The 24,112-nt window shown below is 72.8% G+C and carries 25 protein-coding genes; 6 read left to right on the forward strand and 19 right to left on the reverse strand.

Going from position 1 to position 24,112, the window contains the following annotated elements; translation table 11 throughout:
• Window positions 1-145 precede the first annotated feature (145 nt).
• Genes ACI1MP_RS32365 through ACI1MP_RS32375 form a run of 3 tightly spaced genes read right to left on the reverse strand, consistent with a single transcriptional unit; the run spans window position 146 to window position 1,716 of the window.
• Window positions 146-415, reverse strand: coding sequence for a hypothetical protein (locus tag ACI1MP_RS32365; protein WP_380333499.1), 270 nt, complete (start codon window positions 413-415; stop codon window positions 146-148).
• A 42-nt stretch (window positions 416-457) separates the two neighbouring features.
• Complete coding sequence (locus tag ACI1MP_RS32370) at window positions 458-1,468, reverse strand: hypothetical protein (protein ID WP_404870183.1); 1,011 nt, start codon at window positions 1,466-1,468, stop codon at window positions 458-460.
• A 17-nt stretch (window positions 1,469-1,485) separates the two neighbouring features.
• Window positions 1,486-1,716 carry a hypothetical protein gene (locus ACI1MP_RS32375; protein ID WP_380333497.1) on the reverse strand — a complete coding sequence of 77 codons (231 nt, stop codon included), beginning with the start codon at window positions 1,714-1,716 and terminating at the stop codon, window positions 1,486-1,488.
• 212 nt (window positions 1,717-1,928) lie between these two features.
• Here ACI1MP_RS32375 and ACI1MP_RS32380 point away from each other — a divergent pair, with 212 nt between their 5' ends.
• Window positions 1,929-2,204 carry a hypothetical protein gene (locus tag ACI1MP_RS32380; protein WP_404870184.1) on the forward strand — a complete coding sequence of 92 codons (276 nt, stop codon included), beginning with the start codon at window positions 1,929-1,931 and terminating at the stop codon, window positions 2,202-2,204.
• 5 nt (window positions 2,205-2,209) lie between these two features.
• Here the strand turns inward: ACI1MP_RS32380 and ACI1MP_RS32385 are convergent, their stop codons facing one another.
• Entirely contained in the window at window positions 2,210-3,217 is a 1,008-nt protein-coding gene (locus ACI1MP_RS32385; protein ID WP_404870185.1) for a radical SAM protein, read from the reverse strand.
• Between the two features lie 19 nt (window positions 3,218-3,236).
• Window positions 3,237-3,590, reverse strand: coding sequence for a hypothetical protein (locus ACI1MP_RS32390; protein ID WP_380333494.1), 354 nt, complete (start codon window positions 3,588-3,590; stop codon window positions 3,237-3,239).
• A 348-nt stretch (window positions 3,591-3,938) separates the two neighbouring features.
• On the opposite strand from ACI1MP_RS32390, the gene ACI1MP_RS32395 reads away from it, so the two are divergent.
• Together ACI1MP_RS32395 and ACI1MP_RS32400 are read left to right on the forward strand one after the other, a co-directional pair.
• Complete coding sequence (locus tag ACI1MP_RS32395; RefSeq protein ID WP_229847413.1) at window positions 3,939-4,187, forward strand: DUF397 domain-containing protein; 249 nt, start codon at window positions 3,939-3,941, stop codon at window positions 4,185-4,187.
• Between the two features lie 143 nt (window positions 4,188-4,330).
• Window positions 4,331-5,254, forward strand: a complete 924-nt coding sequence (locus tag ACI1MP_RS32400; protein ID WP_380333493.1) for a Scr1 family TA system antitoxin-like transcriptional regulator — start codon at window positions 4,331-4,333, stop codon at window positions 5,252-5,254.
• A 32-nt stretch (window positions 5,255-5,286) separates the two neighbouring features.
• On the opposite strand, the gene ACI1MP_RS32405 is transcribed toward ACI1MP_RS32400, so the two are convergent.
• From ACI1MP_RS32405 to ACI1MP_RS32425, 5 genes are all read right to left on the reverse strand, one after another.
• The gene (locus ACI1MP_RS32405) at window positions 5,287-6,099 is read right to left on the reverse strand and encodes an SAM-dependent methyltransferase (RefSeq protein ID WP_404870186.1); all 813 of its coding nucleotides are present in this window, start codon (window positions 6,097-6,099) and stop codon (window positions 5,287-5,289) included.
• Window positions 6,100-6,358: 259 nt separating this feature from the next.
• Complete coding sequence (locus ACI1MP_RS32410; RefSeq protein ID WP_404870187.1) at window positions 6,359-6,790, reverse strand: hypothetical protein; 432 nt, start codon at window positions 6,788-6,790, stop codon at window positions 6,359-6,361.
• 156 nt (window positions 6,791-6,946) lie between these two features.
• The gene (locus tag ACI1MP_RS32415) at window positions 6,947-7,141 is read right to left on the reverse strand and encodes a hypothetical protein (protein ID WP_157815458.1); all 195 of its coding nucleotides are present in this window, start codon (window positions 7,139-7,141) and stop codon (window positions 6,947-6,949) included.
• Window positions 7,142-7,430: 289 nt separating this feature from the next.
• Window positions 7,431-7,940 (reverse strand): hypothetical protein, encoded by a 510-nt coding sequence (locus ACI1MP_RS32420; protein ID WP_380333490.1) that lies wholly within the window; start codon window positions 7,938-7,940, stop codon window positions 7,431-7,433.
• A 181-nt stretch (window positions 7,941-8,121) separates the two neighbouring features.
• Window positions 8,122-8,949 carry an SDR family oxidoreductase gene (locus ACI1MP_RS32425; protein WP_380333489.1) on the reverse strand — a complete coding sequence of 276 codons (828 nt, stop codon included), beginning with the start codon at window positions 8,947-8,949 and terminating at the stop codon, window positions 8,122-8,124.
• A 129-nt stretch (window positions 8,950-9,078) separates the two neighbouring features.
• On the opposite strand from ACI1MP_RS32425, the gene ACI1MP_RS32430 reads away from it, so the two are divergent.
• Window positions 9,079-9,717: a TetR/AcrR family transcriptional regulator gene (locus ACI1MP_RS32430; RefSeq protein ID WP_404870188.1), complete on the forward strand. Its 639-nt coding sequence runs from the start codon at window positions 9,079-9,081 to the stop codon at window positions 9,715-9,717.
• A 38-nt stretch (window positions 9,718-9,755) separates the two neighbouring features.
• On the opposite strand, the gene ACI1MP_RS32435 is transcribed toward ACI1MP_RS32430, so the two are convergent.
• The 5 genes from ACI1MP_RS32435 to soxR form a co-directional block, all read right to left on the reverse strand.
• Window positions 9,756-10,442: a class F sortase gene (locus tag ACI1MP_RS32435; RefSeq protein WP_404870189.1), complete on the reverse strand. Its 687-nt coding sequence runs from the start codon at window positions 10,440-10,442 to the stop codon at window positions 9,756-9,758.
• Window positions 10,443-10,520: 78 nt separating this feature from the next.
• Complete coding sequence (locus tag ACI1MP_RS32440) at window positions 10,521-12,368, reverse strand: hypothetical protein (RefSeq protein ID WP_380333486.1); 1,848 nt, start codon at window positions 12,366-12,368, stop codon at window positions 10,521-10,523.
• Window positions 12,369-12,557: 189 nt separating this feature from the next.
• Complete coding sequence (locus ACI1MP_RS32445; protein WP_380333485.1) at window positions 12,558-14,549, reverse strand: ATP-binding cassette domain-containing protein; 1,992 nt, start codon at window positions 14,547-14,549, stop codon at window positions 12,558-12,560.
• Window positions 14,550-14,825: 276 nt separating this feature from the next.
• A complete protein-coding gene (valS, locus tag ACI1MP_RS32450) occupies window positions 14,826-17,378 on the reverse strand; it encodes a valine--tRNA ligase (RefSeq protein WP_380333484.1) in 2,553 nt (850 codons plus the stop codon).
• 120 nt (window positions 17,379-17,498) lie between these two features.
• Window positions 17,499-17,963: a redox-sensitive transcriptional activator SoxR gene (gene soxR / locus ACI1MP_RS32455; RefSeq protein WP_404870190.1), complete on the reverse strand. Its 465-nt coding sequence runs from the start codon at window positions 17,961-17,963 to the stop codon at window positions 17,499-17,501.
• A 96-nt stretch (window positions 17,964-18,059) separates the two neighbouring features.
• Between soxR and fdxA the strand changes: the two genes are divergently transcribed.
• Window positions 18,060-18,383: a ferredoxin gene (gene fdxA / locus ACI1MP_RS32460; protein WP_100585350.1), complete on the forward strand. Its 324-nt coding sequence runs from the start codon at window positions 18,060-18,062 to the stop codon at window positions 18,381-18,383.
• Between the two features lie 141 nt (window positions 18,384-18,524).
• On the opposite strand, the gene ACI1MP_RS32465 is transcribed toward fdxA, so the two are convergent.
• Window positions 18,525-19,472, reverse strand: a complete 948-nt coding sequence (locus ACI1MP_RS32465; RefSeq protein WP_404870191.1) for a PQQ-binding-like beta-propeller repeat protein — start codon at window positions 19,470-19,472, stop codon at window positions 18,525-18,527.
• Between the two features lie 80 nt (window positions 19,473-19,552).
• Entirely contained in the window at window positions 19,553-20,158 is a 606-nt protein-coding gene (locus tag ACI1MP_RS32470) for a helix-turn-helix domain-containing protein (RefSeq protein ID WP_404870192.1), read from the reverse strand.
• A 140-nt stretch (window positions 20,159-20,298) separates the two neighbouring features.
• On the opposite strand from ACI1MP_RS32470, the gene ACI1MP_RS32475 reads away from it, so the two are divergent.
• Window positions 20,299-21,288, forward strand: coding sequence for an alpha/beta fold hydrolase (locus ACI1MP_RS32475; protein WP_404870193.1), 990 nt, complete (start codon window positions 20,299-20,301; stop codon window positions 21,286-21,288).
• Window positions 21,289-21,292: 4 nt separating this feature from the next.
• On the opposite strand, the gene lanL is transcribed toward ACI1MP_RS32475, so the two are convergent.
• Together lanL and ACI1MP_RS32485 are read right to left on the reverse strand one after the other, a co-directional pair.
• Entirely contained in the window at window positions 21,293-23,815 is a 2,523-nt protein-coding gene (gene lanL, locus ACI1MP_RS32480) for a class IV lanthionine synthetase LanL (RefSeq protein WP_404870194.1), read from the reverse strand.
• A 2-nt stretch (window positions 23,816-23,817) separates the two neighbouring features.
• The gene (locus ACI1MP_RS32485; RefSeq protein ID WP_198520389.1) at window positions 23,818-23,979 is read right to left on the reverse strand and encodes an SflA family class IV lanthipeptide; all 162 of its coding nucleotides are present in this window, start codon (window positions 23,977-23,979) and stop codon (window positions 23,818-23,820) included.
• Between the last annotated feature and the right edge of the window lie 133 nt (window positions 23,980-24,112).

The raw sequence follows: 24,112 nt of genomic DNA on the forward strand, positions 1-24,112 counted from the left end.
ACCGTGCGGACGGCACCAGGGTGTTCACACCTGCCGGCCCACCCCGGGACGGTCCGGGGCGGTAGTGCCCCCGGCTCCGGTAGACCGCCGCTTCGGCGGTGAAGCCTGGCATCCTCATCGGTACACACCTCGTCTCAGAGCAGATTCACACCGTCGGTGGGCGCAGGCAGATGTCCATGCAGGGGGTGAAGCACACGTCGCACTGCTCGCTGAGCGGGTTGTGGCAGAACGGCCGGCATCGGTTCTCACACCGCCGGGCGCAGACCATCTCCTTGTCGAGGGTGCCCGTCCGCCGGACGGCTCCGGCCTGTGGCACCATGCCCGGCTTTCCCTGTGCCTGGGCGCCGTACCCCGTCCAGCACTCTCCGCTGTCTCGGTGGGTCACCGTGTCCGCGGTGAAACCCGGAATGCTCATCGTCGCTCACCTCGTCTCGGCCGGTGGCCGGTCGGTGGCCGGTCAGCGGTCGTAGTAGGGCGTCAGTTTCGTCACCACGAAGGGGAACTCCTCGGTGCAGTCGAGCCGCACGAAGTACTTCTCGGTGACGTCGTTCCGGCGGTGCGTGTAGGAGAGCACCACGTCGAGGATCCGGCGGGCGCCGCTCAGCCTGGAGTCGAGGACCTCGACCGCGCTGAGCGCGGAGTCGGCCGCGAACGCCTCCACGGTCCGGTGGTAGATCTTCTCGTACCGAACGGCCAGGTAGTTGAGCGCGCGGTGCTCGTCGGTGTCGCCGGCGTTGTCGCCCAAGTGCAGGATCCGCCTGAGGAGTTCGTGGGAGGCGGACTCGAACCGGTCGGCCGGGATCGCTGCGGGCCGCTCGATCGCGCGGATCAGCTCCGCGCCGTCGAAGGAGTAGAGCTGGTCGAAGAAGACCACGGGGAGTGTCAGGCCGTTGCAGAGCGACGGCGGCGCCAACGGCCCCCGCAGGCCGATCACCACGTCCAGGTCCGTCGGACGCGGGTCGGGCCGGACGGCGTCCACCAGCAGCGCGACGTCGGCCGGATCGCGGGGGCGCAGCAGGTAGGTGTCGATGCCCTGGATGTTCAGCACGTAGCACAACTGCCGTGCGAGGTAGCGGTTCTCGGGGCGGGAGATGATCGAGTGCACGGTCTGGCGGTCGGTCAGCCCCGAGGTCTCCGCGCGACCGACGGCCTGCGCCAGCTCCTTCTCGACGCCCAGGCTCGGGAAGCGGACGTCGACCTGGCCGATCGCGTAGACGAAGGTGGGCCGGTCCGGTTCCCGCTGCCCTTCGGCCGTGTCGGCGCCCGAACTGCCGCACCCGCAGGCCGGACTGACCGGCGCGGACGCGGGTTCGAGGGGGCCGGGCGGATCCGTCCGGGTTCCGCGGAGGTCGGGGTCCGGTGCCGACTGCCGTTCGTCCGGCGGTGGTTCGGGCACCTGCTGGTCCGCTCCCGGCGCTTCCGGGGGGCGGCCCTGCACCGGCCGGCTGAAGTCCTGGTCCTGTTCCATCGCTGGCTCCTCGGAGGTCAGTTCCGCTGCCGACGACTCGGCCCACCGGACACGACCAGCAGGCGGTTCAGCGCGGCGGCGCGCCGCTCGCACCCGCCGCAGGGCCGGATGCCCAGCGTCGAGGTGACCCGCTTGACGGCGTCGCCGAGCCCGATGTCCTCGTCCGTGACGAAGCCCGGCAGCCGGAGCCGCCGCGGCGCACTCCCGGCGGTCTGTTCGCGGCGGTCGCGCTTCTCGCCCGTCGTCATGTCGGACACTCCTCACCTGGTGGGGACGCAGGACACCACCCGCACGCCGAGACCGTTCCGGAGACCGTGACCCACCCCACCGGACGTGCGCACCCCCGACGTCCCGCACTTCCAGGCTGCGTCCGCGCCCCCGCCCGCGCACCTCGGCGGGCCGTCCTAGCCTGGAGAGCGAGAGCTCCGGGCCCCACGAGGCCGAGACGGGAGGATCCGCCATGACCATCCCCGGTTTCCGCGCCGAGGTCGCCGTCCGACTCCGCACCGGGGCGTACCGGCCCCGCGGCCGGCTCCGCGCCGCGCCCGCCGACCGGATCGCGCCGATGTTCACGCAGGAGCAGCTCGACCTGATCAACGCGTGCGAGCACTCCTACGAGATCTGCGAGCAGGGGTGCGACCCGCTCCGGGACAACTTCGACGCCTGGCAGCCGTGCAACACCGACTGCCTGCAGTCGTGGCGGATCTGCATGAACCCGGATCCGGGTTCGCAGTAGCAGCGTCAACCGACGAGGCTCGCCGCCCGTGAGGCGCGGGTGACTTCGTCGTACCAGTTCACGAAGGCGGGCCCGTGCTCGCCCGCCAGGTCGGCGTGCACGCTCCGGCAGAGGCTGCGGAACGGGGCCGGGTCCCAACTGCGGCCCTGGGCGGACAGCGGCGCCTCGTGCAGGTTCCCGAGCGCGAACCGGCGGTCGAACCCGTAGGCGAAGGGCACGACCGTGCCGTCCGTCTCGACCACGAGCGGTGACAGCCAGGAGCTGAGGCGTTCGGCCGGCCCGTTTCCCCGAACGTCGCCGTCGTCGAGCAGGAAGCGGTCGGCCTGGGACACGAGGTTCCCGCGTTCCACCAGGTCGAGCTGGATCACGAGGTCCGTCGAGGTCCGCAGCCGCGCGGCCTCCAGTACCGAGAAGAGCATCTCGGTCACATCGGGCACCGCGTCGGGAAGGGCCTCCGCCGCGTTGCCCTCGGCTTCGAGCGGGTGGATCTGCAGCAGGGTCGCCCCTGCGGCGACGGCGAAGTCGGCCACCCAGGCCAGCTCGTGGATGTTGAACTGGGTCAGGGTGAAGATGAAGCCGAACGGGATCCCGGAGGCCCGGACCAGCGGGAGCCTGCGTTCCATGGCCGCGAAACTCCGGGGATCCCGGCGCATTCGCACGTGACTGTCCGGCACGCCGTCCAGCGAGATGGCCAACACGTCGACCAGACCGGCCAGTTCGGAGAGCCGGCGGCCGGTGAGCAGCATGCCGTTGCTGGTGACGGTGGTCCGCATGCCGTACGAGCGGGCCGTTCGCAACAGCTCGTCCAGCGGCCGGTAGAGCGTCGGTTCACCCCCGGACACCCCGAGCACGTCGTACCCGAGGGCCGCTGCGTCGGCCACCGCCCGCTGCAGGACGGGCAGTTCGGTGGTCTCCGCGACGTCGGGCCCGGAGGAGGAGTAGCAGTGCAGGCAACGGAGGTTGCAGCGCCGGGTCGGGTGGACCTGCAGGAAGGCCCGGCCGGGAAGAGTCATCGGGGTGTCCGGTCGGGGATCAGTGGACGAGGTTGCCGGCCCCGACGGACACCTCGATGATCTGGGCGTCGACGACCGGCGGGAGTCCGCGGGTCAGCACGGTGAAGGCACTGTTGTGGGCGACGTTCGTCCGGTGGGCCAGGTCCACCATCTGCTGGACCACCGACCCGATCTGCGCGCCCTGGCTGTCGCCGTCGGCCCGGAACGTGGCGTGCAGGCCGTCGGGGCGGGGGATGCCGCGGATGAGGATCCGCTCCAGGACGAGCTCGGACGTGATGTCGGCGAGGCCCGAGACGAACTCGTCGCTGATCGGCTGGCCGGCGTCGCGCCAGGCCTGCAGCAGGGCCTCGGATCCGCGCTTGGCGTTGGTCATCGCTGTCCTCCGGTGACGGGGAGAGGGGAAGGGGGAGTCCCGGGGGGAAGTCTGTGTGCGACTCGCCGGGCCGGACAAGCCACCACGCGGGTGAAGCAGGGGACGTCGTGGATGGTGGGACGATCGACGTCGACCATGCCGGTGATATCAGAATGCGATCATTGTTTTTCGGCTTCGATTTCGTATCACCCTATCGGGGAGTGGCGTTGTTCGATTTTTGGGCGCAATGATTCACTTCGCCGCCCCGGGCAATTGCACATGGGATTGCCCGGGCCGCTGATCTGCGGAGGTCCGAAAAAGTATGACTGGCGGACCGGCGGGCGGGATTCATCGGAGAGGAGACGGGCCGTGGACGTTGTCGGAGCGTTCTACAACGGGATGCCGGCGGACGGCATCGACTCGCCCCACCCCTGGCAGGTGGCGCAGAAGAGTCAAGGTTCCGGCGAGTGCGTGGAGTTGCGCCGCCTGGCGGACGGTCGGGTGGCCGTGCGGCAGAGCAAGGACCCGTCCGGTCCGGCGCTGATCTTCACACGGGCGGAGATCGACGCCTGGCTCGACGGCGCGAAGCGGGAGGAGTTCGACCACCTGTTGGCCTGATCGAAGGGGGTTTCCCCACCCCGGGAAACCTCCGGTATGACGCAGTGGCCCTCCTTGTGCCAAGCTTGCCGATCTAATTGGCTTGTGCAAGGGGGGCCCTTGTGGTCGCTGACATGTTCGACGGCGAATATTCGAACGAAAATGTGATCCCGATTTGCCGGGGTCGTGACTCCGGCGCGCCGGAATGGTCCGTCCCCGCCGCGCAGGTCGGCATCGACCTGCGGGCGCTGCGCGGCGGGCGGACCTTGGCGTGGGTGGCGTCACGGGCCCACATCTCGGTGTCGAAGCTGAGCCGGATCGAGAACGGCCAGCGCCGGCTGAACAACCCGGAGGACGTCGCCCGCATCCTCGACGCCCTGGAGGTGGAGCACGGGCCCCGTCGCGCACGCCTGATGGAACTCGCGGTCGCCGCCTCGCAGAAGAGCCAGCCCGGCTTCCACCGGGACGCCGGGGCGGGCGCGCAGCAGCGGCTGTCCGGGATGGTGCAGGAGGCTCGGCAGCTGATCGCGGTCGACTCCCAGGTGGTTCCGGGCGCCCTGCAGACCCGGGCGTACATGGAGGCCGTCACCAGGGCCACGCTGGTGCGCAGCCGGCAGCACGAGGTGCCGGGCGTGGTCAGGTCCCGCCTGGTGCGGCAGCGGGTGGTGTTCGAGTCGGGGATCCGGGCGGTCTTCTGCATGCAGCAGGCCGCGCTGCACCGGGTGATGGGCAGTCACGCGCTGATGGTGGAGCAGCTGGAGAAGCTGCTGGAGTACACCGAGACGCCGAACATCGGCGTCCGGATCATTCCGGTCGAACTGCCGCTGGCGCTGCAGGTGACGAACCTGACCAAGCTGGACTTCGACAAGCCCGGGACGATCACGGAGCTGATCTACGTGGAGACCGGCGACCGGGAGGGCCACTACTACTACCCGGACCGGGCGGAGGACTCGGCGGGCTTCGAGGACTACAAGGAGATCCTGAACGACGTCGCGGTGCGCGCCCGCCGCCGGGAGCCCAGCCGGGAGCTGATCCGCGCCGCGATCGCCTGGCACGGCGAGCGGGCGGGGAGCCGGCCGGCGCAGTGAGTGCGGCCGTGCCCGCGCATCGGCGGGCGGTGTCACAGGACGACGGCGAGGCCGCCGAACTCGATCCACTCGTCGGTGCGTTGCCGCGGGTGGACGTCGCGGTCCGGACGCCAGTGCGTCACGTCCAGTAGGCCCGGCTCCTCGATCCGCAGCCGGTCGAGGTCGAAGAACGCCCGCACCTCGCTCTCGGTGCGCACCCGGCCCCACTTGTCGCCGGTGCCGTCCCGCATGAGGCGGGTGACGTCCTCGCGCATCCGCTCGTCGTCGCTGACGAGTTGGCACACCACGACGACGCTGCCGGCGGGGAGTGCGTCGACGGTGCGGCGGATCATGGCGGCCGGGTCCTGCTCGTCGGTGAGGCAGTGGGTCACCGACACGAACAGCGCCGCGGTGGGTTCGCGCAGGTCGATCAGGGAGCGGAAGTCCGGGTCGGCGAGGATGTCCTCGGTCCGGGTCATGTCGGTCTTCAACAGGGCGACCTGCGGGTTCTCGTCCAGCAGCAGGCCGCTGTAGGCGTGGACGTGCGGATCGTCGTCGATGTAGACGACCCGGCACGACCCGTCGACGCGCTGGGCGACCTGGTGGACGTTGTTCCGGGTGGGCAGCCCGGAGCCGTGGTCGACGAACTGCCGGATGCCGTAGTCGCGGGCGATGACCTCGACGGCGCGGCACAGGAACGCCCGGTTGTTCAGCGCGAGTTCCCTGGTGCTGGGGGCGATTTTCAGCAGTTGCTCGACGGCGGCGCGGTCGGAGGGGTGATTGAAGCGCCCGCCCAGTAGATGGTCGTACATTCTCGCGGCGGTCGGCCTGCTGACGTCGATCCCGCCCGGTAGTGAATCGGTCACCCGTTCCCCCTTCGAGCCGTCCAAGTGCGGTGACTGCCACCGAATGTGACGACCCGTCATGCTATCGGCCGGACATGGCGAAGCGGCATCACCCGCCGGGGTGTTGCCTGGCGCAAGCATGGCGAGCCCCGGCGCGGGCCGTGGCGCGAGCCGCGCCGGCGCACCCCTCGGGGGACGGAGTGCGCCGGTGGCGACGGCCGGGCGGCTTCGGCGCCGGGGCCGCCGTGTCGGGGCCGCTGTGGGGGCCGGGGTGTCGGTGTCAGGCGGTGGGGCGGCTCCTCGCTCCGGTGCGCAGGCGGCGGGCGGTGCGCAGTTCGACCTGCAGCTCGGGTTCGCCGAGTCCCATCAGCTCGGCCGCCGCACCGGTCGGCATCCCCAACTGCTCGTGCAGGAGCGCGGCGTCCGCGGCGCGGGCGGGCAGGGTCCGGTGCAGCGCGTCGGCGCCCGGGCGGCCCGAGCGCGCCAGGGCGTCCGCGACCGTCTCGCCCAGCACCCGCCAGGCGAACGCGTCCGGATCGGAGGCCAGCACCGCGGGCCAGCTCAACTCGGTTCGCCGCAGGGCCTGTTGGACGACCCGGCGGCTGAGGTCGAGATCGCCCAGGCGGGCGTGGGCGTACTGCTCGTACGGGTGGTGGCGCAGCTGGACGAACGCCGCGTACCCGAGTGCGGGCGCGGTCCGGTGACCGGACACCGTGACTCCTTCGGCGTCAACTCGGCGGAAAGGAACCGCCGTTCGAGACGGGGGCGCGGGGCGGCACGGCCCGGCGCGCGGACGGCGCCCCGCGCGCAACGGCGCGCCGGGGCGCAGGGTCGGCCGGGCGCGACGCCCGGCCGGCCTCCGGATCGATCAGCGCCGGTCGAGCAGCACTCCGCTGACCTGCGCATCCTGCGCGATCCGCAGCAACGCCAGGACCAGCGTCACCCGTTCCCAACCGATCGGCCCCTCACCGGCCGCCGCCCACAGCAGCGCCGGAACCGCCAGCAGTGCGCCCAGCCGCGCGGAGAATCGGACCGCGCGCAGCCGGGGCAATCCCTCACTCAACCTCCACACCCTGCTAGCGTGTGGAGCCATCGACGGCATGATCGCTCGATCCCGAGCGGGTCCTTCAAGCATCTCTCAGAGTCCTTGCTGTGAATGGCCCTTCGTCGTGGTCGGTGTTCGCCTCACCGACCACGACAACCCACCGCACGGTGAGTTCCGGCCTGGACACGGAACGCTACCTCCGGCCCGTCGGTCGATCGCACCAAAACGCCCCTTGTGCAAACGCAGGCAAAAGACCGCCCGGAATGTCGGGCTTGTCTCGGGCGGCCTTGAGCGGGCTCGGCGGACTTCAGCGGATGAGGCGCAGCACGAGGGTCGAGTCGACAGTGGCCTTCCCGGCCGCGACGCCGCAGCCGGTGCCGGTGCTGGTGCCCACGGCGTGGACGGTGTCGCCGCCGAAGCGCGTGCTGTCGGCGGTGACGGCGCCGTCGGCGATCAGCGAGGCGGTGCCGTTCGCCGTCACGACCTTGCCCTTGCCGTAGCGGACGGTGGAGGCGGTTCCGTCGCTCCACCGGACGGTGGTGGAGGCGTCCTCGTCGCCGTCGCACTCGGTGTCCGACACGGCGACGGACCGTGCGAAGGTCCCGGCGGCGACGGGCGCGCCGGCGGCGTCCACGCAGGTCGCGGTGCCGGTCATCGTCAGCGTGCCGGAGCCGCGAACCTCGACCCCGTGGCCGTGGAGGACGCACGTCGCGTCGGTGGTGGGCGGCTGGAAGCGGGCCGAGGCGTCGACCATCAGCGGGACGGCGGCGAACAGCGGAGCGGTGGCCAGCAGGGTGCCGCGGAATGCGGTGTTCATGAATGTTCCCCCTGGTGTTCCGGTGCGTGCGGTGGCCGCGTCGCAGGGACAACGACCGCCGGACGCACCGGTTTCCGGCCGTCCACCGGACGGGTGGCGCACTGGGCCGAACGGCGGTACGGCCACGACGCCGGGTCGACGTGCGGTGGGGCGCTCCGGAGCGCCCCACCGCGCCGGATGCTCAGACGGTCAGCGCGGTGGGCTGGGCGTCCGGGCGCATCGCGGCGTCGGTGCCGCCGTCGACGAACAGGGTGGCTCCGGTGGTGAAACGGGCCTCCGGCCGCAGGAACTGGTGCACCCAGAAGGCGATGTCCTCGGGGCGCCCGAAGACGCCCAGCGGCATCGGGGTGGGGAAGTCGTCGGCGTCCGGCTCCTCGCCCGCGCCGGTGGAGCCGAGCATCAGCGGGGTGATCACCGCGCCCGGGGCGATGACGTTGAGCAGCACGCCTTCGCGGGCCCACGACGGCGTGACCGCCGTCCGGCGCACCCAGCGGGCCAGCGCGAACTTGGAGGTCGCGTAGGCGGAGATGCTCGGCGCGGACTGCCCCAGCTCGGCGGGGAGCGCCGCCTGGGCGGACCGGGCGTGGTCGCGGGCCGCGTCCTCGTCGCCCGCGAGCAGCAGGTCGACCAGCTTCTCGTCGATCATCGGGACGGTGGTCGAGGAGTTGGAGCCGATCACGACGGCGCGCCCCGCCGAGGAGCGGGCGAGCGCCGGGCGCAGGCCCTCCAGCAGGGCGACCGGGCCGAAGTAGTTGATGGCGGCGACCGCGCCGGCGTCCTTCATCGCGGGGCCGACGCCGGCCACCGCGGCCACGCCGTCCAGGAGCCCGCCGGAGGCGTCCAGGATTCCCTGGACGGCGGACCGGCGGCCCTCCGCGGTTCCGAGGTCGGCGGTGATGTCGGCGTCGTGGAGGTCGACGCCGATGACGGTGTGCCCGTTCTCCCGGAGGACGGCGGCGCTGGCGGCGCCCATTCCCGAAGCGGAGCCGGTGACGGCGTAGATACCCATGGTGCGAGCCTTTCGATCACTGTGCGCGGGGGCGTACGGGACTGGCCGGAACGTCCCCTCGAACGTCTGCCAATCGGAATTCAATCACTGATTGGATGGTAACCCGAGCTCCCGTGATGCAATGGCGGCATGCCGGACGAACCAGCCCAGAACCCGACCCAGACCCCCGACCCCGCCACCACCCGGGACCGGCTGCTCGCGGCCGCCGAGCGACTCTTCCTCCAACGCGGGGTCGGCCAGGTCTCGGTGCGGGCGATCAACGCGGAGGCCGGACTCAACCCCGGCGCGGTGCACTACCACTTCGGCTCCCGGGACGGCCTGGTCGCGGCACTCCTCGGACGCGAGCTGCTCCCGCTCTGGCACGACCGGCTGGAGGCCGCCACCCGCCACCCCGCCACCACCGGGCCGGCGCAGGTCCGGACGCTGGTCACGGCCGTCGCCGGACCCTTCGACGAACTGGTGCGCACCGAGCGCGGCCAAATGCTCTGCCGCCTGCTCGCCCAGACCATGCTGGCCGCCGACCGCCCGCTCAACAGCTCCCCGTGGGCAGGCACCGCCCCGTTCGAGGTCGTCCTCGGCCGCGCGATGCCCGACCTGACCGTCCACGAGCTCACCGACCGCTGGCGGCTCGCCTTCACCACCCTCCTGGAGACCTACGGCCGCCCCCTCGCCACCGACGCAGCCTCCGCCCCCGTCCCGCCCTTCCCCGAACTCCCCACCGTGGTCGCCTTCCTGACGGCAGGACTGACGGCGCCCCGGCTCGACTGACGGGACGTCGGCCGGCCCTCCCCGGCCCGGCCCGCGGGTTACGGCATGTCCTCGTCGGAGGGGGCGAGGTGGGCGGTGATGACGAAGTTGTCGACGGCCGGGGTGTTGTCGGGCTTTTCGAGGCAGGTGAGGACGACCAGGCGGCCGGGGATGTCGGCCCAGATGGTGGTGGCGGTCGGGAGGTCGGCCTTCGGGATGGTGGTGGCCCGGTCGACGAGGTAGTGGGTGCCGCCGGCGTTGATGGTGGCGCCGGGGGCGAGTCTGGAGGCGCCGGTGTCGAGGGCGAAGAGGTAGTTGCCGGGGCCGATGGCGCCCCGGCGGAGGGAGTGCATGGCGACGTAGACGGTGCCGGCTTCGGGAGCGGTGGGCGTGCCGAGGTTGGTGATGCGGTAGGCGGAGGTGAAGCCGGGCGGGACGACCGATCCGTCGACCTCGTTCATGGTCCCCAGGGGCACGTCGAGGCCGACCGAGGGGACGATGAACCGGCCTGCGCCGTCCGGTTCGGCGTCCTGTTCCCGCTGCTGTCCCGGGAGCGGGGCAGCGCCCTGGTCGAGTCGGACGGGCCTGCCGTTCATGTCGAGGCCGGCGACCTGTCCGGCGGGTGGCGCCGGCCGGTGGTGGGGGAGCGCGTGGCGGTCGAGCAGTCCGGCGGCGGCGAGCAGCAGGATCAGCGACCCGGCCCGTAGTGACCGACCGGCGGGGGTGTCGCGGTGGTGCACCGTCATGGGCGTTCGGCCTCTCTGGGACAGGTGCGCCCGCCGGCCCGGGAGGGCCGGCGGGCGGTCGGGCGGTGTGCTGGTGGGTCAGGGGCGGCGCCTTCTGCGCAGGAGTGCGGTGGCGGCCAGGACGCCGGCGGTCAGCAGTACCGCCGCGCCGGTGACCGGCCAGGCCAGGGGCGAGGCGATGGTGTCGGCCAGTGAGCCGCCGGTGTTCACCTCCGGGCCCTCGGGACGGTGGCCCGGAGGCCGGGTGGGCTGGTGCGTCGGCCGGTGGGTGGGAGGCGGCGTGGGGCCGGCCGGCGTGATCGGCAGGGAGGTGGTGGCCGGTTCGGAGCTGAAGGTGGCGCCGTCGGGCAGCAGGCCGGAGGCGGTGGCGGTGTTGCGCAGGGATCCGTCGGCGGCGATGTCGGCCTCGGTGACCGTGTAGGTGGCGGTGCAGTGGGTGGAGGCTCCCGCGGCGAGGGTGCCGCCGAGCGGGGTGGGGGCGCAGGTGATCGGGCCGGGGGCGCCGGTGCCGGAGAACCCGGTTTCGGTGATCGTCAGGGCGCCGAACGGCACGTTGCCGGTGTTGTGCACGTCGAAGGCGTAGGTCACGACGTCACCGGCCTCGGTGAGTTCGTCGATCGGGTGCCCTTCGGCGTTCGTGGCGGTCGCGGTCTTGGCGAGGGTCAGCCCGGGGGCCGCCGCGTCGACGACGATGGTGTACTCGCGGGTCGAGGTGCCGTCGACGGGGTCGGAGACCTGGACGACGAACGTGTAGCTGCCCGCCGCGGTGGGGGTGCCGGTGATCGTCCCGTCCGGGTTCAGCGTCAGCCCGGGCGGGAAGTCGCCGGAGAGGACGGTCCAGGTGAGCTCCGGGTCGGGGTTCTCGGTGACCGCCTCGACCACGTCGGTGTAGTCGACGCCGACCGTCCCGTTGTGCAGGGACGGGGTGATGATGCACGGCGGCTGGGTCAGGCCCCCGAACAGGTTCTGGTTCCAGCCGGAGAAGGTGTTGCAGATCAGGGTGGTGGTCGCGGCGGCGCCGGAGTAGCCCGCGATGCCGTAGCCCCAGAAGTCGCGCAGCGGCGGCTGGATGGGAGAGCGGGTGATGTCGTTGAAGGAGATGGTGATGTTCGTACCGCCGGTGACGTTGATCCCGACATCGGCGCCGTTCGGGCCGGTGATGCTGTTGTGATCGACCGTCACGTTGTTCGCGGTGAACAGCAGCATCCCGGTGGAGCTGCTCGCCGAGTTGTTGGCCGTGTACGTCACCACGGTGTTGTCGGTGAAGGTGCCGCTGGAGTTGAAGTACTGCACCGAGTTCTGCGCGATGTTGCCCGTGATCGGCGGCGCGGGCAGCGGAATGGCCATGTCCGGCGGGCCGAGGGTGGAGCCGGTGACGTTCATGGTCGCGGCGCCGTTGGCGGTCAGGCCGTTCTTCTGGAAGTCCGACACGTGGACGCCGGTGACGGTCACGGTCCGCGGGCCGCCACTGGTGGCGTCCACGTTGATCGCCTGGCCGAAGTTGTAGGTCTGGTGCCGGGTGATCCCGGTGACCGTCACGTTCGACAGCGACCCCGACGCGGACAGGAACCTGATCCCGAAGTACGGGGCGTTCGTCCGGGAATCGGCCGGATCGCGGGGCAGGTAGTCGCCCCGGACGGTCAGGTTCTCGATGTTCATCGTGGTGGCGCCGGCGGCGTTGCCCACCACCGGACCCAGCAGCGGGTCGGCCAGGGAAGGGTCGGTCGCGGTGATCGTGTGGCCGGCGCCGTTCAGGGTGTACCCGTCGGGGACGGTGAGGTTGTCCGTGGTGGTGCAGTCCCCGGTCAGCGTGATCGTCGTGCCGGAAGTGGACGAGGCGGTGCACACGGTGCGGATGTCCACCGTCGCCGCCGAGGCGGGGGTCGCCGTCAGGATCGGCGACCCCGCCACCGCGACGCCGCCCACCGCAGCGGCTGTTAACCGGCGGCGCAGGCCGGACCACCGTCCTCGTGGGCGCAGGCGCGCGGGCGCGGCCGTGGTGACTGAGTGTGACGCTCCGATAATCATCATGTGACAACCTCCCCGGGCAGGCTAGGACCATGACAAACCAGGCAGAAGTCAACACACCGGACACTCGGTCACCCGGCGCGTCATTCACCCGGTGGGGTGCGGGTGCTGATCGGGGCGCGGGCGCTGGGCGGGAACGGTGCGGTCGGCCTGGAGGTCGAGGAGTTCGCGGAACAGGCCGTCGCAGTGGGCGAGTTCGTCCCAGGTGCCGGTCTGGACGATGCGGCCCCGGTCGACCACGATCACCCGGTCGGCGAGGCGGGCGTTGGCGAGGTTGTGGGTGACCAGGAGGGTGATCCGGCCGGGGGCGAGGGCGCGCAGGGAGTGCAGGATGCGGTGCTCGGCGCGGGGGTCCAGGTCGGAGGTCGGCTCGTCGAGGATCAGCAGGCCCGGGCGGCGGGCGGTGCGGAAGAACGCGCGGGAGACGGCGCCGCGCTGCCAGCCGCCGCCGGAGAGTTCCGCGCCGCCCTGCCAGCCCTGGGCGAGCAGGGTCCGCCAGCCGGAGCGCAGCCGGGCGACGGTCTCGTCGAAACCGGTCAGGGCAGCGGCGGCGGCGACCGCCGGGGCCGGGTCGCCGTCGTACTGGCCGAGGTGGACGTTCTCCGCCGCCTGCAGCGGCCAGCGGGCGAACTCCTGCGGGACACGGGCGACTTGACGGAACAGCGCGTCGGCGTCGAGGTCGCCGATCGGGACGCCGTCCCAGCTGATCCGCCCGCCGCCGGGCTGCGGCAGGTACAGGCCGGAGAGCAGCTTCAGGAAGGTCGACTTGCCGGAGCCGTTCTGCCCGATCACCGCCACCACCTCGCCCTGGGTGAGCGTCAGGTCGATGCCGCGCAGCGCCGGTTCCTGCTGCCCGCCCGGGTAGGTGTAGGTCAGGCCGGTGACCTCGATCGTCTTCGGCGGGCCGGGGACGATGCTGCCGCGGGCGATCCGGTGGCCGCCGGCCTCGTCCAGGAAGGTGAAGTAGTCGTCCAGGTAGAGCCCCATCCGGTACAGCCGGGCGCCGTTGCCGACCATGCCCTGCACGCCGCCGGCGGCCGTGCGCAGCGCGAACGTCGCGGAGCCGGCCGCGGCCAGGCCGATCCGGCCGGAGGAGACCAGGTAGAGCAGCGCTCCCCACATCAGCGCCGCCCCGGCGCCGGTGCCCAGCGCGGCGAACAGCGAGACCCGCGCCGCCTCGCGCCCGGCGCGGTCGGTGACGGTGACGATCCGGGCCTCGGCCTTGCGGTACTTGTCCAGCATGAACGGCAGCACCTGGTCGGAGCGCACCTGGTCGGCCCGGCCCTTGTCGATCAGGTACCAGCGGTAGATCCGCAGCGCCTGGCGCTCGTCGCCGGTGGTGATGGCCGCCAGGTAGTGGATGCGGGCGGTGCGCACGGCGGCGACGCCGGTGGGCACCGACCCGAGCAGGAGGAACGGGACGAGCAGCGGGTGCAGGGTGGCGAGCACGCCGGCGGCGGCGAGCAGCGAGACGGCGGAGGCGATCACGTCCTGGGCGGAGGTCAGCAGGTCGGGCGTGGTGGACGCGCCGCGGTCCGCCGCCTCCCACCGCTCGCCGTACTGGGGCTCGTCGTAGGCGGCGAGTTCGGCCGAGCAGCCGGCCTCGATCAGCGCCATGTCGGCCTCCCGGTTGATCCGCGGCGCGACCCGCCCCGACAGTGTCAGGACGGCGATGCCCAGCACCGCCCGGAGCGCGGCGGAGCCGGTCAGGACCGCCAACGACGGTGCGGCGTCCCGGAGATGGACGGTGACCGGGCCCGGGCGCAGCAGCGCCGCGAGCGTCCCGGTGGTGGCGTACAGGGCGAGCGCCCCGAAGATGCCGCTCGCCGCCTGGGCGAGCAGCAGCAGGACGGTGGAGCGCCGGTCGGCGCGCCAGGCGAGGTGCAGGGCGCGGCGGATCAGCTGCGGCAGGCGGCGCACCATGGTTCCGGTGGAGATGGACCGGCCGACGAGCTGCCGCTTGTCGCCCGGGTGGCGGTAGCGCAACTCCTCGTCGTGCTCGGTCGGTTCGGTGCCCTCCGGTGGTCCCTCGGGCCCGGGGCCGGCCTTCCGGGGCGGGGTCGTGCGGGTCTCGTTCACGTTGCTCCCTGGTTCGACGGCGAAGCGGCAGCGCCGCGTGCGTGCGAGGGCAGGCCGGAGTGGCGGCGGTGCCGGACGGCGCGCTGCTTCGAGGTGGGGTTGCGGGTGCGCCCCGATCCTGGCAGGGCTCCGTCGGCGTGTCCGGCGTGTCTCGGCCGGTCTCACCCGATCCGGGTAAATCTGTGTCGCGCCCGGCGAGTTGACGTGTGACGACGGCAAAAGAAGACGGCGGTGGCCGCTCCGTTCGGAGCCGCCACCGCCGTTGATCGGTCGGTGCTACAGGACGATTTCGTACCCGAGGTCCTCGGTCTCGGCCGGTTCGAGGATCAGCTCGCCGACCCGGCCCGCGGAGCACACGTCCGGCGCGACCTGCCGCAGCGCCTCCAGCAGGTCCGCCGGGCCCCGAGCGGTCACCTTGGCCACCTGCGCCCGCATCGACAGCTGCGCGCTGCTCTTCGCCCGGCGCACCGCCGTGATGGCGCCGCCCGCGACGTCGAGCAGGGCGGCGTCACCGCCGCGGAGCTCGGCCGACGCCCCGGCCGGCCACGGGGCGCGGTGCACGGAACCGTCCTGCCACCAGCTCCACGCCTCCTCCGTCGCGAACGGGAGGTACGGTGCGAGCAGCCGCAGCAGCACCGACAGGGCGTACGACAGCGTGGCCCGCGCCGAGGCCGCGCCCGGGTCGTCGCCCGCCCCGTAGGCGCGGTTCTTCACCAGCTCGACGTAGTCGTCGCAGAAGACCCAGAAGCACCTCTCGGTGACCTCCAGCGCGCGGGCGTAGTCGTAGCCCTCCAGCAGCGCCGTCGCCTCGCCGGTGACCTGGTCGAGCCGGGCGAGCAGGGCCCGGTCGAGGGGCTCGGTCACGGCGGCCCGCGCACCGGTGTCGAGCCCGAGCCCGAGGACGAACTTCGTCGCGTTGAGGATCTTGATCGCCAGGCGGCGGCCGATCTTCATCTGCGCGACCTCGAAGGCGGTGTCCGTGCCCGGCCGGGCCGACACCGCCCAGTACCGCACCGCGTCCGAGCCGTGCTGGTCGAGCAGGTCCAGCGGGGTGACCACGTTTCCCTTCGACTTGGACATCTTCTTGCGGTCCGGGTCGAGGATCCAGCCGCTGATCGCGGCGTTGCGCCACGGCAGTTCGTCGTGCTCCAGCTCGGCGCGGACCACGGTGGAGAACAGCCAGGTCCGGATGATCTCGTGCGCCTGCGGGCGCAGGTCCATCGGGAAGACGCGCCGGAACAGGTCGTCGTCGAAGCCCCAGCCGCCGGCGATCTGCGGGGTCAGCGAGGAGGTCGCCCAGGTGTCCATCACATCCGGGTCGCCGGTGAATCCGCCGGGGGCGTCGCGCAGGTCGGCGGTGAACCCGGGCGGGACGTCGCTGGTCGGGTCGACCGGCAGCGTCTCCTCCGGCGGCAGGATCAGCTCGTCCGTCGCGTTGCCCGCCGCGTCGCAGCGGTACCAGATCGGGACGGGCACGCCGAAGTACCGCTGACGGCTGATCAGCCAGTCGCCCGCGAGGCCCTCGACCCACGCCTGGTAGCGGCCGTGCATGTGCTCCGGGTGCCAGGCCAGCTCCCGGCCGCGGGCCAGCAGCCGCTCGCGCAGCTCGGCGTCCCGGCCGCCGTTGCGCAGGTACCACTGGCGGCTGGTGACGATCTCCAGGGGCTTGTCGCCCTTCTCGTAGAACTTCACCATGTGGTTGAAGTGCCGCGGCTCACCCACCAACGCGCCCTCGGCGCGCAGCAGTTCGAGGATCCGCTCGCGCGCCGTGTGCGGGGTCGCACCGGCCAGCGCCCGGTACGCCGCCGAGGCCTGCTCGCCGTCCAGCCCGGCCGGGGCGTCCGGCAGGAAGCGGCCGTCGCGGCCGAGGACGCTGCGGGTCGGCAGGTCGAGCTCGCGCCACCACACCACGTCGGTGGTGTCACCGAAGGTGCACACCATCACCAGGCCGGTGCCCTTCTCCGGGTCGGCCAGGCGGTGCGCGAGCACCGGCACCTCGACGCCGAAGACCGGCGTGGTCACCGAAGTCCCGAACAGCGCCCGGTACCGCTCGTCCTCCGGGTGCGCGACGACGGCCACGCACGCCGGGAGCAGCTCGGGCCGGGTGGTCGCGATCTCCAGCGGTCCCTCGGACCCGTCGCGACGGAACAGCAGGTGGTGGTACGCGCTCGGCCGCTCCCGATCCTCCAGCTCGGCCTGGGCGACCGCCGTCCGGAAGGTGACGTCCCACAGGGTCGGCGCCTCCGCCCGGTAGGCCTCGCCGCGCGCGAGATTGCGCAGGAACATCCGCTGCGACACCGCCCGGGCGTTGCCGCCGATCGTCTGGTAGGTGCGCCCCCAGTCCACCGAGAGCCCCAGCCGGCGCCACAGGCTCTCGAAGACCTTCTCGTCCTCGACCGTCAGCCGTTCGCAGAGCTCGATGAAATTCCGCCGGGAGACCGGGAGTTGCTGCTTGCCTGGAGTCTCCGGCGGGGTGAAGTCCGGCTCGTACGGGAGCGACGGCTCGCACCGCACCCCGAAGTAGTTCTGCACCCGCCGCTCGGTGGGCAGCCCGTTGTCGTCCCACCCCATCGGGTAGAAGACCTGCTTGCCCCGCATCCGCTGGAAGCGGGCGATCGCGTCCGTCTGCGTGTAGCTGAACACGTGGCCGACGTGCAGCGAGCCGCTGACCGTGGGCGGCGGGGTGTCGATCGAGTACACCTGTTCACGCGGCGCGGAACGGTCGAATACGTGCACACCCTGCTCGTCCCAGAAGGGGGCCCACTTGGCCTCGAGGCCGTCGAGAGTGGGCTTGTCGGGCACGCCCGGGCGAGGAGAGGTGTTGGTCATGCCAGCAGATGGTAACCGCTCGCTCCGCCGGACAACCAACGCTTAATCGGCGCGCCCTGACCCGTCGTCAACGCTCCCCGGCCAGGCGGGCGGCACCGCCCCGCGGAGGCTGCCCCGGCCTCACAGCCGACGGGGTCCGACGCCGTCCTCGGCGAGTGCGTCGCCCGGATTCAGCAGGGCGCAGGCCTTCATGGAGAGGCAGCCGCAGCCGATGCACCCCGTGAGTTCGGCTTCGAGGCGCTCGATGGTCCGGCGGCGCTCCTCCAACTGCCGCATCCAGCCGCGGGAGGCGCGCTGCCACTCGTGGTGGCTCGGCGGGCGGTCGAGGGGGACGTCGGCGAACGCCTCGCGGAGGTCCTGCAGGGGGATGCCGATGCGCTTCGCCACCGAGATCAGGGCGATCCGGCGCAGCATGTGGCGCGGGTAGCGGCGCTGGTTGCGGGCGTCGCGTTCGGAGGCGATCAGGCCGAGCTCCTCGTAGAACCGCAGCGCGGACACGGCAGCCCCGGTGCGCGCGCTGACCTCGCCGATGCCCAGCCAGTCGTCCGGGGCGGCTCCGGCGTCGTCGCGTGCGTGGCCCGTCATGGACAGCCCTCCTGTTGACCTCAACATTACTTGAGGTCCTACGGTCGGCAGCGCCGGAGCGGCAATCAACGGAGACCCGGAAAGGAGGGCGGCCGGATGACGTTCGTCATCGCCCTGCCCTGTGTGGACGTCAAGGACAAGGCCTGCGTCGACGAGTGCCCGATCGACTGCATCTACGAGGGGCCGCGGATGCTCTACGTCAACACCGACGAGTGCATCGACTGCGGCGCGTGCGAGCCGGTGTGCCCCGTCGAGGCGATCTACTACGAGGACGACGTCCCGGCGGAGTGGCAGCAGTTCACCACCGCGAACGTCGAGTTCTCCGCCGACCTCGGCACCCCGGGCGGCAGCGCGCGGCTCGGCCCGATCGGCCACGACCACCCGGTCGTGGCGGCGCTGCCGGTGCAGGACGGCGTCTGATCGCCTCGCCGGGCGCGCCTGGACGACAGGCCCTGCCGGGAACCGGGCGGACTTGAGGGTCCGCCGCTCGGAGCCCGGGGCCCGGCCGGCGCCGGTACGTGTGGTTCCCGGCGCCCTTGGCCGTGGTGGTCCGATGGCTCGTCAGAGGCGGTACGCCCGAAGGCTGTTGCGGGTCGGGGCGAGCAGGCGGCCGCCGCCGAGGTCGTGGACGGCTGCGATGCGGATGCCGAGGCGAGTGGTGGTGCCGTCCGGGTGGAGGACGGTGCTGGCCTGGGTGACGACGGTGGCCGGGGGGAGGATGCCGTGGGCGAGGGGGTGGCGGGCGTCGATCCGGTGGACGACCGTGCCGTCGGCCGGGTCCACGGCGACGGCGCAGTCGGGCCGGTGGCCGCGGAGCCACAGCAGGCCCTGGGCGAGCAGGGGTGGCTCGTAGTGCAGCGGGGCGTCGTGGGTGAGCAGCAACTCCGCGCGAGGGGCATCGCGTTGGAGGAGCGCGACGCCGGAGGTCCCGCAGCGGACGGCGCAGCGGTCGGCGTCGACGGCGGTGAACAGGTCCTGAAAATCCGTGTCCGGCAGGGGCTCGGGCAGCTGCCAGGACTGTTGCTCCCGGCCGGTGAGCGGGTCGATCAGCCGGGCCCGGGTCCCGTTGCCGAGCAGGAACCCGCCGGCCCAGGCCACCGGACGGTGAGTGAGGACGGGCGCCGGGAACTGCCATCGAAGTCGGCCGTCGGCGAGGTCGAAGGCATGCTGGGCGGTGTAGCCGCGCCAACCTCCGGCCAGGGCAAGCCCGTTGGCGGCCGCGAGATGCCGAGTCCAGGGCGGCATCTCGGCCCGCCAGTGAGTGGCGCCCGTGGAGCGGGACAGGCAGTGCAGCGCCCTGCCCGGCGCGAGCACCAGGACGCGCGGCCCGACGACCAGCAGTGCGTCCGGCCAATGCCCCACCCGGGCCTCCCACTTGAGGGCTCCGTCGGCCGGATCGATACAGACCAGGCGGGTGCGCTCGTGCACCAGGACCGACTCGTCCGTGACCGCCACTTTCGTCGCCGCGCCGCGCTGGTGCAGCACCCGCTCCCACAACTCCGTTGCCATGGCGGCCTCCTGACACTCGGCCGGCCCTGGGTCGGCGTGCGCCCCGGTGGCGAACCGGACAGGATACGTCATCGTTGACGTCAGGACCTCGGGGCCCGGTGGCCGAGGGCCGGGGTACGCGGTCGCGGGCGCTCTCCCTGCGGCCCGAACATGACCAGGTATTCGACCGGTCCGTCGGGTCCGGCGTTCGCGACCCCGTGGGCGGTTCGGGTGTCGAACTCGGCCACCTCGCCGGCGCTCAGGACGAGGTCCTGCTCGCCGAGGGCCAGCCACAGCCGCCCGTACAGGACGCACAGCCACTCGTGGCCGTCGTGGGAGCTCTGCCGGGGCCGCGCCGGCGGCGCGTCGAGCGCGGGCAGGACGTGCTTGTGGGCGTGCAGACCCCCCACGTACGGGGTCAGCGGCAGCACCACCTTGTCGTCGCCGGTGCGTTGCCGCGGCGGGATGCGCGGTGCGGCCGCGGTGCCGGCCAGCTCGTCCAGGGAGGCGCCGTACGCCTTCGCGAGCTGCAGCAGCACCTCCAGGGTCGGCTTGCGCCGACCGGTCTCGATCCGCGACAGCGTGCTCATCGAGATGCCGGTCGCGCGGCTGACGCCGGTGAGCGTGGCACCGCGCTGCTCGCGGGCGGCCCGCAGCCGAGGGCCCATGGCCGCCAGTGTCTCGGCCGTGCCGTCGTCCATCGTCATCGTTGCGCTCCCTCCGGCCGTGTCGTTGCCACCGTCCTGTCCTGCAAGCTTGCCAGAATGGCAAGAGTGTTCGCGTCGGGCGGTCGCCGCGGCGGAAGATCGGCGGACCACCGCGGCCGCCCGTGAACCGAGGAGAAGCCATGCACCAGCCCGCGCCGTCCGCCGACCTGCGCCACCGCACCATCGAGGCGCCCGCCGGGCGCCTGCACCTGGTCGAGCAGGGCGCAGGACCGCTGGTCCTGCTCGTCCACGGCTTCCCCGAGTCCTGGTACTCCTGGCGCCGGCAGCTCCCGGCCCTCGCGGCGGCGGGGTACCGGGCCGTGGCGCTCGACGTGCGCGGCTACGGCCGCTCCTCGAAGCCGGTCGGGACTGACGCCTACCGGATGCTCGATCTGGTCGTGGACAACGTCGCCCTGGTGCGCGCCCTGGGCGAGGAGACGGCGGTGGTCGTCGGGCACGACTGGGGAGCCAACATCGCGGCGACCTCCGCGCTGCTCCACCCCGAGCTCTTCCGCGCCGTCGGACTGCTGAGCGTCCCCTACGCGCCGCCCGGCGGCCCCCGCCCCACCGACGTCTTCGCGCGGATGGGCGGCGACCAGGAGTTCTACGTCTCGTACTTCCAGGAGCCCGGCCGGGCCGAAGCGGAGATGGAGCCGGACGTCCGGGGCTGGCTCGCGGGCTTCTACGCGGCCATGTCCGCCGACACCATGCCCGCCGACGGTGCGCCGGACCCGCACTTCGTGGCCCGCGCCGGCGGCCGGCTGCGCGACCGCTTCCCCGACGGTCGGCTGCCCGCCTGGCTGACCGAGGACGATCTCGACGTGTACGCCGGGGAGTTCGAGCGCACGGGCATGACCGGGGCCCTCAACCGCTACCGCGCCATGGACCGCGACTGGGAGGACCTCGCCCCGTACGCCGGCGCTCCGATCGAGCAGCCGTCCCTGTTCGTCGGCGGCGCCCTGGACGCTTCCACGACCTGGCTGGCCGAGGCGATCGACGCCTTCCCGACCACTCTCCCCGGCCTGACCGCCGCTCATGTCCTGGACGGCTGCGGACACTGGATCCAGCAGGAGCGCCCCGACGAGGTGAACCACCTGTTGACCTCCTGGCTCGCGTCCCTCCCCGGCTGAATCGTCAGCCGCCCAACAGGTCCCAAGTCCCTTGGCACCGGCTCTCGTTCCGACGGTCCTTGCCCTCCGTTCCGGTGAGGTCGGCAAGGCGGCGGAGGAAGGCGAGCACTCCGGCGGTGCCGGTCGCATAGGGGAAGGCGGGGCCGGTGAGGCCGGGGTCGGGGAAGACGGGGCGGGACGGTGGGCCGGCGGCGCGGGTGCGGAGGAGGGCGGCGACGGTGCCGGCGGCGGCCCGGAACTCCTCGGCGGCGGGCGCGAGTTCGAGCATCAGAGTTCCGACGCCGGCCAGGCCGCAGCAGTGGGTGACCAGGGGCATCCGCGGGGCGATGGCCAGGCAGGTGCGGGCGGACTGTTCGGCGAGGGTGCGGCACCCGGGGTCGTCGAGCCGGTCGGCGGCGCGGGCCAGCACCGTGCCGATGCCGGCCAGGCCGCGGCACCAGGAGCCGTAACGGCGGGTGGCCGCAGGGTGGTTGGCGGCGGCGATGATCGCGGGGGTGGCGGCGGCGAGCTCGGCGCAGGCGCGGTGCGCGTGCTCCAGCGCGGCCGGGTCGCCGGTGGTGCGGGCGTACTCGAGGAGGAAGTGCGCGACCCCGGCGTCGCCGTGGGCGAGTCCCTGTGCCAGGGCGGCGTCGCCCGGGCGCGGCGCGTCGGCGGGGGTGAGGCGGGCGCGGCCGGTGGTGAGTTGCTCGTGGCAGGCGGTGGCGACGGCGAGGTGCCGGTCGTCGTGGCGGGCGAGGAGCAGGTGGCCGAGGCCGATGCCCGCGACGCCGTCGATCAGGTCGGCCTCCGGCGGGCCGCCGTCCGGGCCCCGGGCCGGGAGGGCGATCGTGGTGTCGGGAGGGAGCCCGGCGGCGGTGAGGAAGAGGTCGACGCCCGTCCGGCCGGAGTACAACCCCGCCGGCAGCGTGCGGTTCTGGCGCGAGGTCCAGTCGGCGAGCGCGGTGACGGTGTCGCGGACGCCCGGGCGGTCGAGGTGCTGGAGGAGTTCCAGGCCGAGCCCCGCGCTGCCGCCGTAGAGGTCGATCGGCGTCGGGACGGCCGCGCGGGCGGCGAGCTCGGGGTCGGCGATCCGGCGGGCCTCGGCTACGCAGTACGCCGTGGTGTGGTCGAGGATCTCGGCGAGCAGGTCGGCGGAGAGGCGCGGGTCGGAGCGGATCAACTCCGGTGCGGACGAGGAAGGTTGGCCGGGGTTGCGGAGACGGTCCGCGCCCGCCGTGCGGACCGTCGGCGCGAGGTCCGTCAACTCGCCGACGAGCGTGCGGACCTGGCGGTGCGCCGGGCCGGGCAGGGCGAACTCCAGGGCGGCAAGGGTGCGTTCGCGGTTGACGGCGTCGTCGGGGTCGAGGATCACCGGGTCCATGCCGGTGGCCGCGAAGTACAGCGTCATGCCCAACCCGTAGTAGTCGTCGGCGGGTTCGGGCGCGACGCCGGGCCGGACGACGGGGTCGCTGTAGCCGGGCGTCGACCCGGCGGGGCCGGTGCCGCGGACGGCGCTGGTGCCGAAGTCGATCAGCCGGGGGCGGCCGTCGGGGGCGAGCACCACGTTGTTGGGCTTCAGGTCGCGGACGACCACGCCGCGACGGTGGATGCCGTCCAGGATCCGGAGCAGCTCGCGGGCCAGCGGAAGCAGGCTGCGCGGGCCCGACTCGGCCTCGGCGCAGGGGCCGTGGGTGTGGACGTCACGGCGCAGGTCGCGGTCGCCGCAGCTGGTCATCACCAGGTACTCGTCGTCGCGGTGCCGGAAGTAGTCGAGCTCGCGCGGCACCCCGGGCGTGTCGGCCAGCAGGGCGAGGACGGCCCGCTCGTGGCGCAGGCGGTCGCGGGTGTCGGCGCCGTGCTCGTCCTCGGCGACGTACGCCCGGGCCTGCTTGACCACCACGGGGGCGCCGGTGGTCCGGTCGAGGGCCCGGTAGACGTTGCCCTGCGGCTTGCGGGTGATGCCGCCGGTGACGCGGTAGCGGCCGCCGCCGAAACCGGAGTCGGCGCCGGAGGACGGCGACGCGAACGGGTCCTCGGCCCAGGGCGGGCAGCGGTACGCGGTGCCGGCCAGGCCGTCGAAGGCGCGGCCGTCCGGGCCGGTCATCACGGACTCCAGGCGTCCGCTGCGGCCGGTGCGGTAGTCGCCGGTGAACGGGCCGTACCGGTAGTACACCGGGGCGTCCGGGTCGATGCGGCGGTCGCTGACGATCTGCGGGCCCCGGTGGCCGCGCAGCGCGGTGACCAACGCGCGGGCCAGCGGCCGGAGTTCGTCCGGCGCGGGGTAGATCGTGAACGCCTTGCCGACCGAAGCGGCGTTCTTGGTCCCGGAGTTGAGGGCGCGCAGGGTGGCCGGGTCGCGGGCCCACTTGGCGTGGCAGACGTGCTGCTCCAGCAGCGGCAGGACGACGGCGTGGACGGCGTCCAGGGTGCCGGGGCGGGCGGAGACGTGGAGCTTCCACCCGTGCTCCATCGCCGGCATCCGCGGATCGTGCCGGTACGACCAGATCTCGTCGGACCAGGCGCGGCGGCCGGCGATGGGCGCGGTCACCGTCAGCGGTCGCAGGCGATGCGGGTGGTGGCGGTGACCCACGGGTCGGCCAGGCAGGCCGTCGGGTCGTGGTCGGCGCGGTCGTCGTCCTCGAAGACGAGGATCTCGTCGTCGACCAGCAGCGGACCGGCGTCGCGAATCTCGGTGAGGGTGGCAACGGGCATGTGACGCCTCCAGGTTGTGGTGTCTCCGGCGTTGCTCCGCGGCTCGGGTGAACGCCGTGGACGGTTCCGGCCCGGTGGGGCTGGAGTCCTGGAGGATGAAGGTAGGGAGCATTGGTGCACCTGACAAGAGGGC

Source organism: Kitasatospora griseola (genome assembly GCF_044999035.1).
GTDB lineage: Bacteria > Actinomycetota > Actinomycetes > Streptomycetales > Streptomycetaceae > Kitasatospora > Kitasatospora griseola.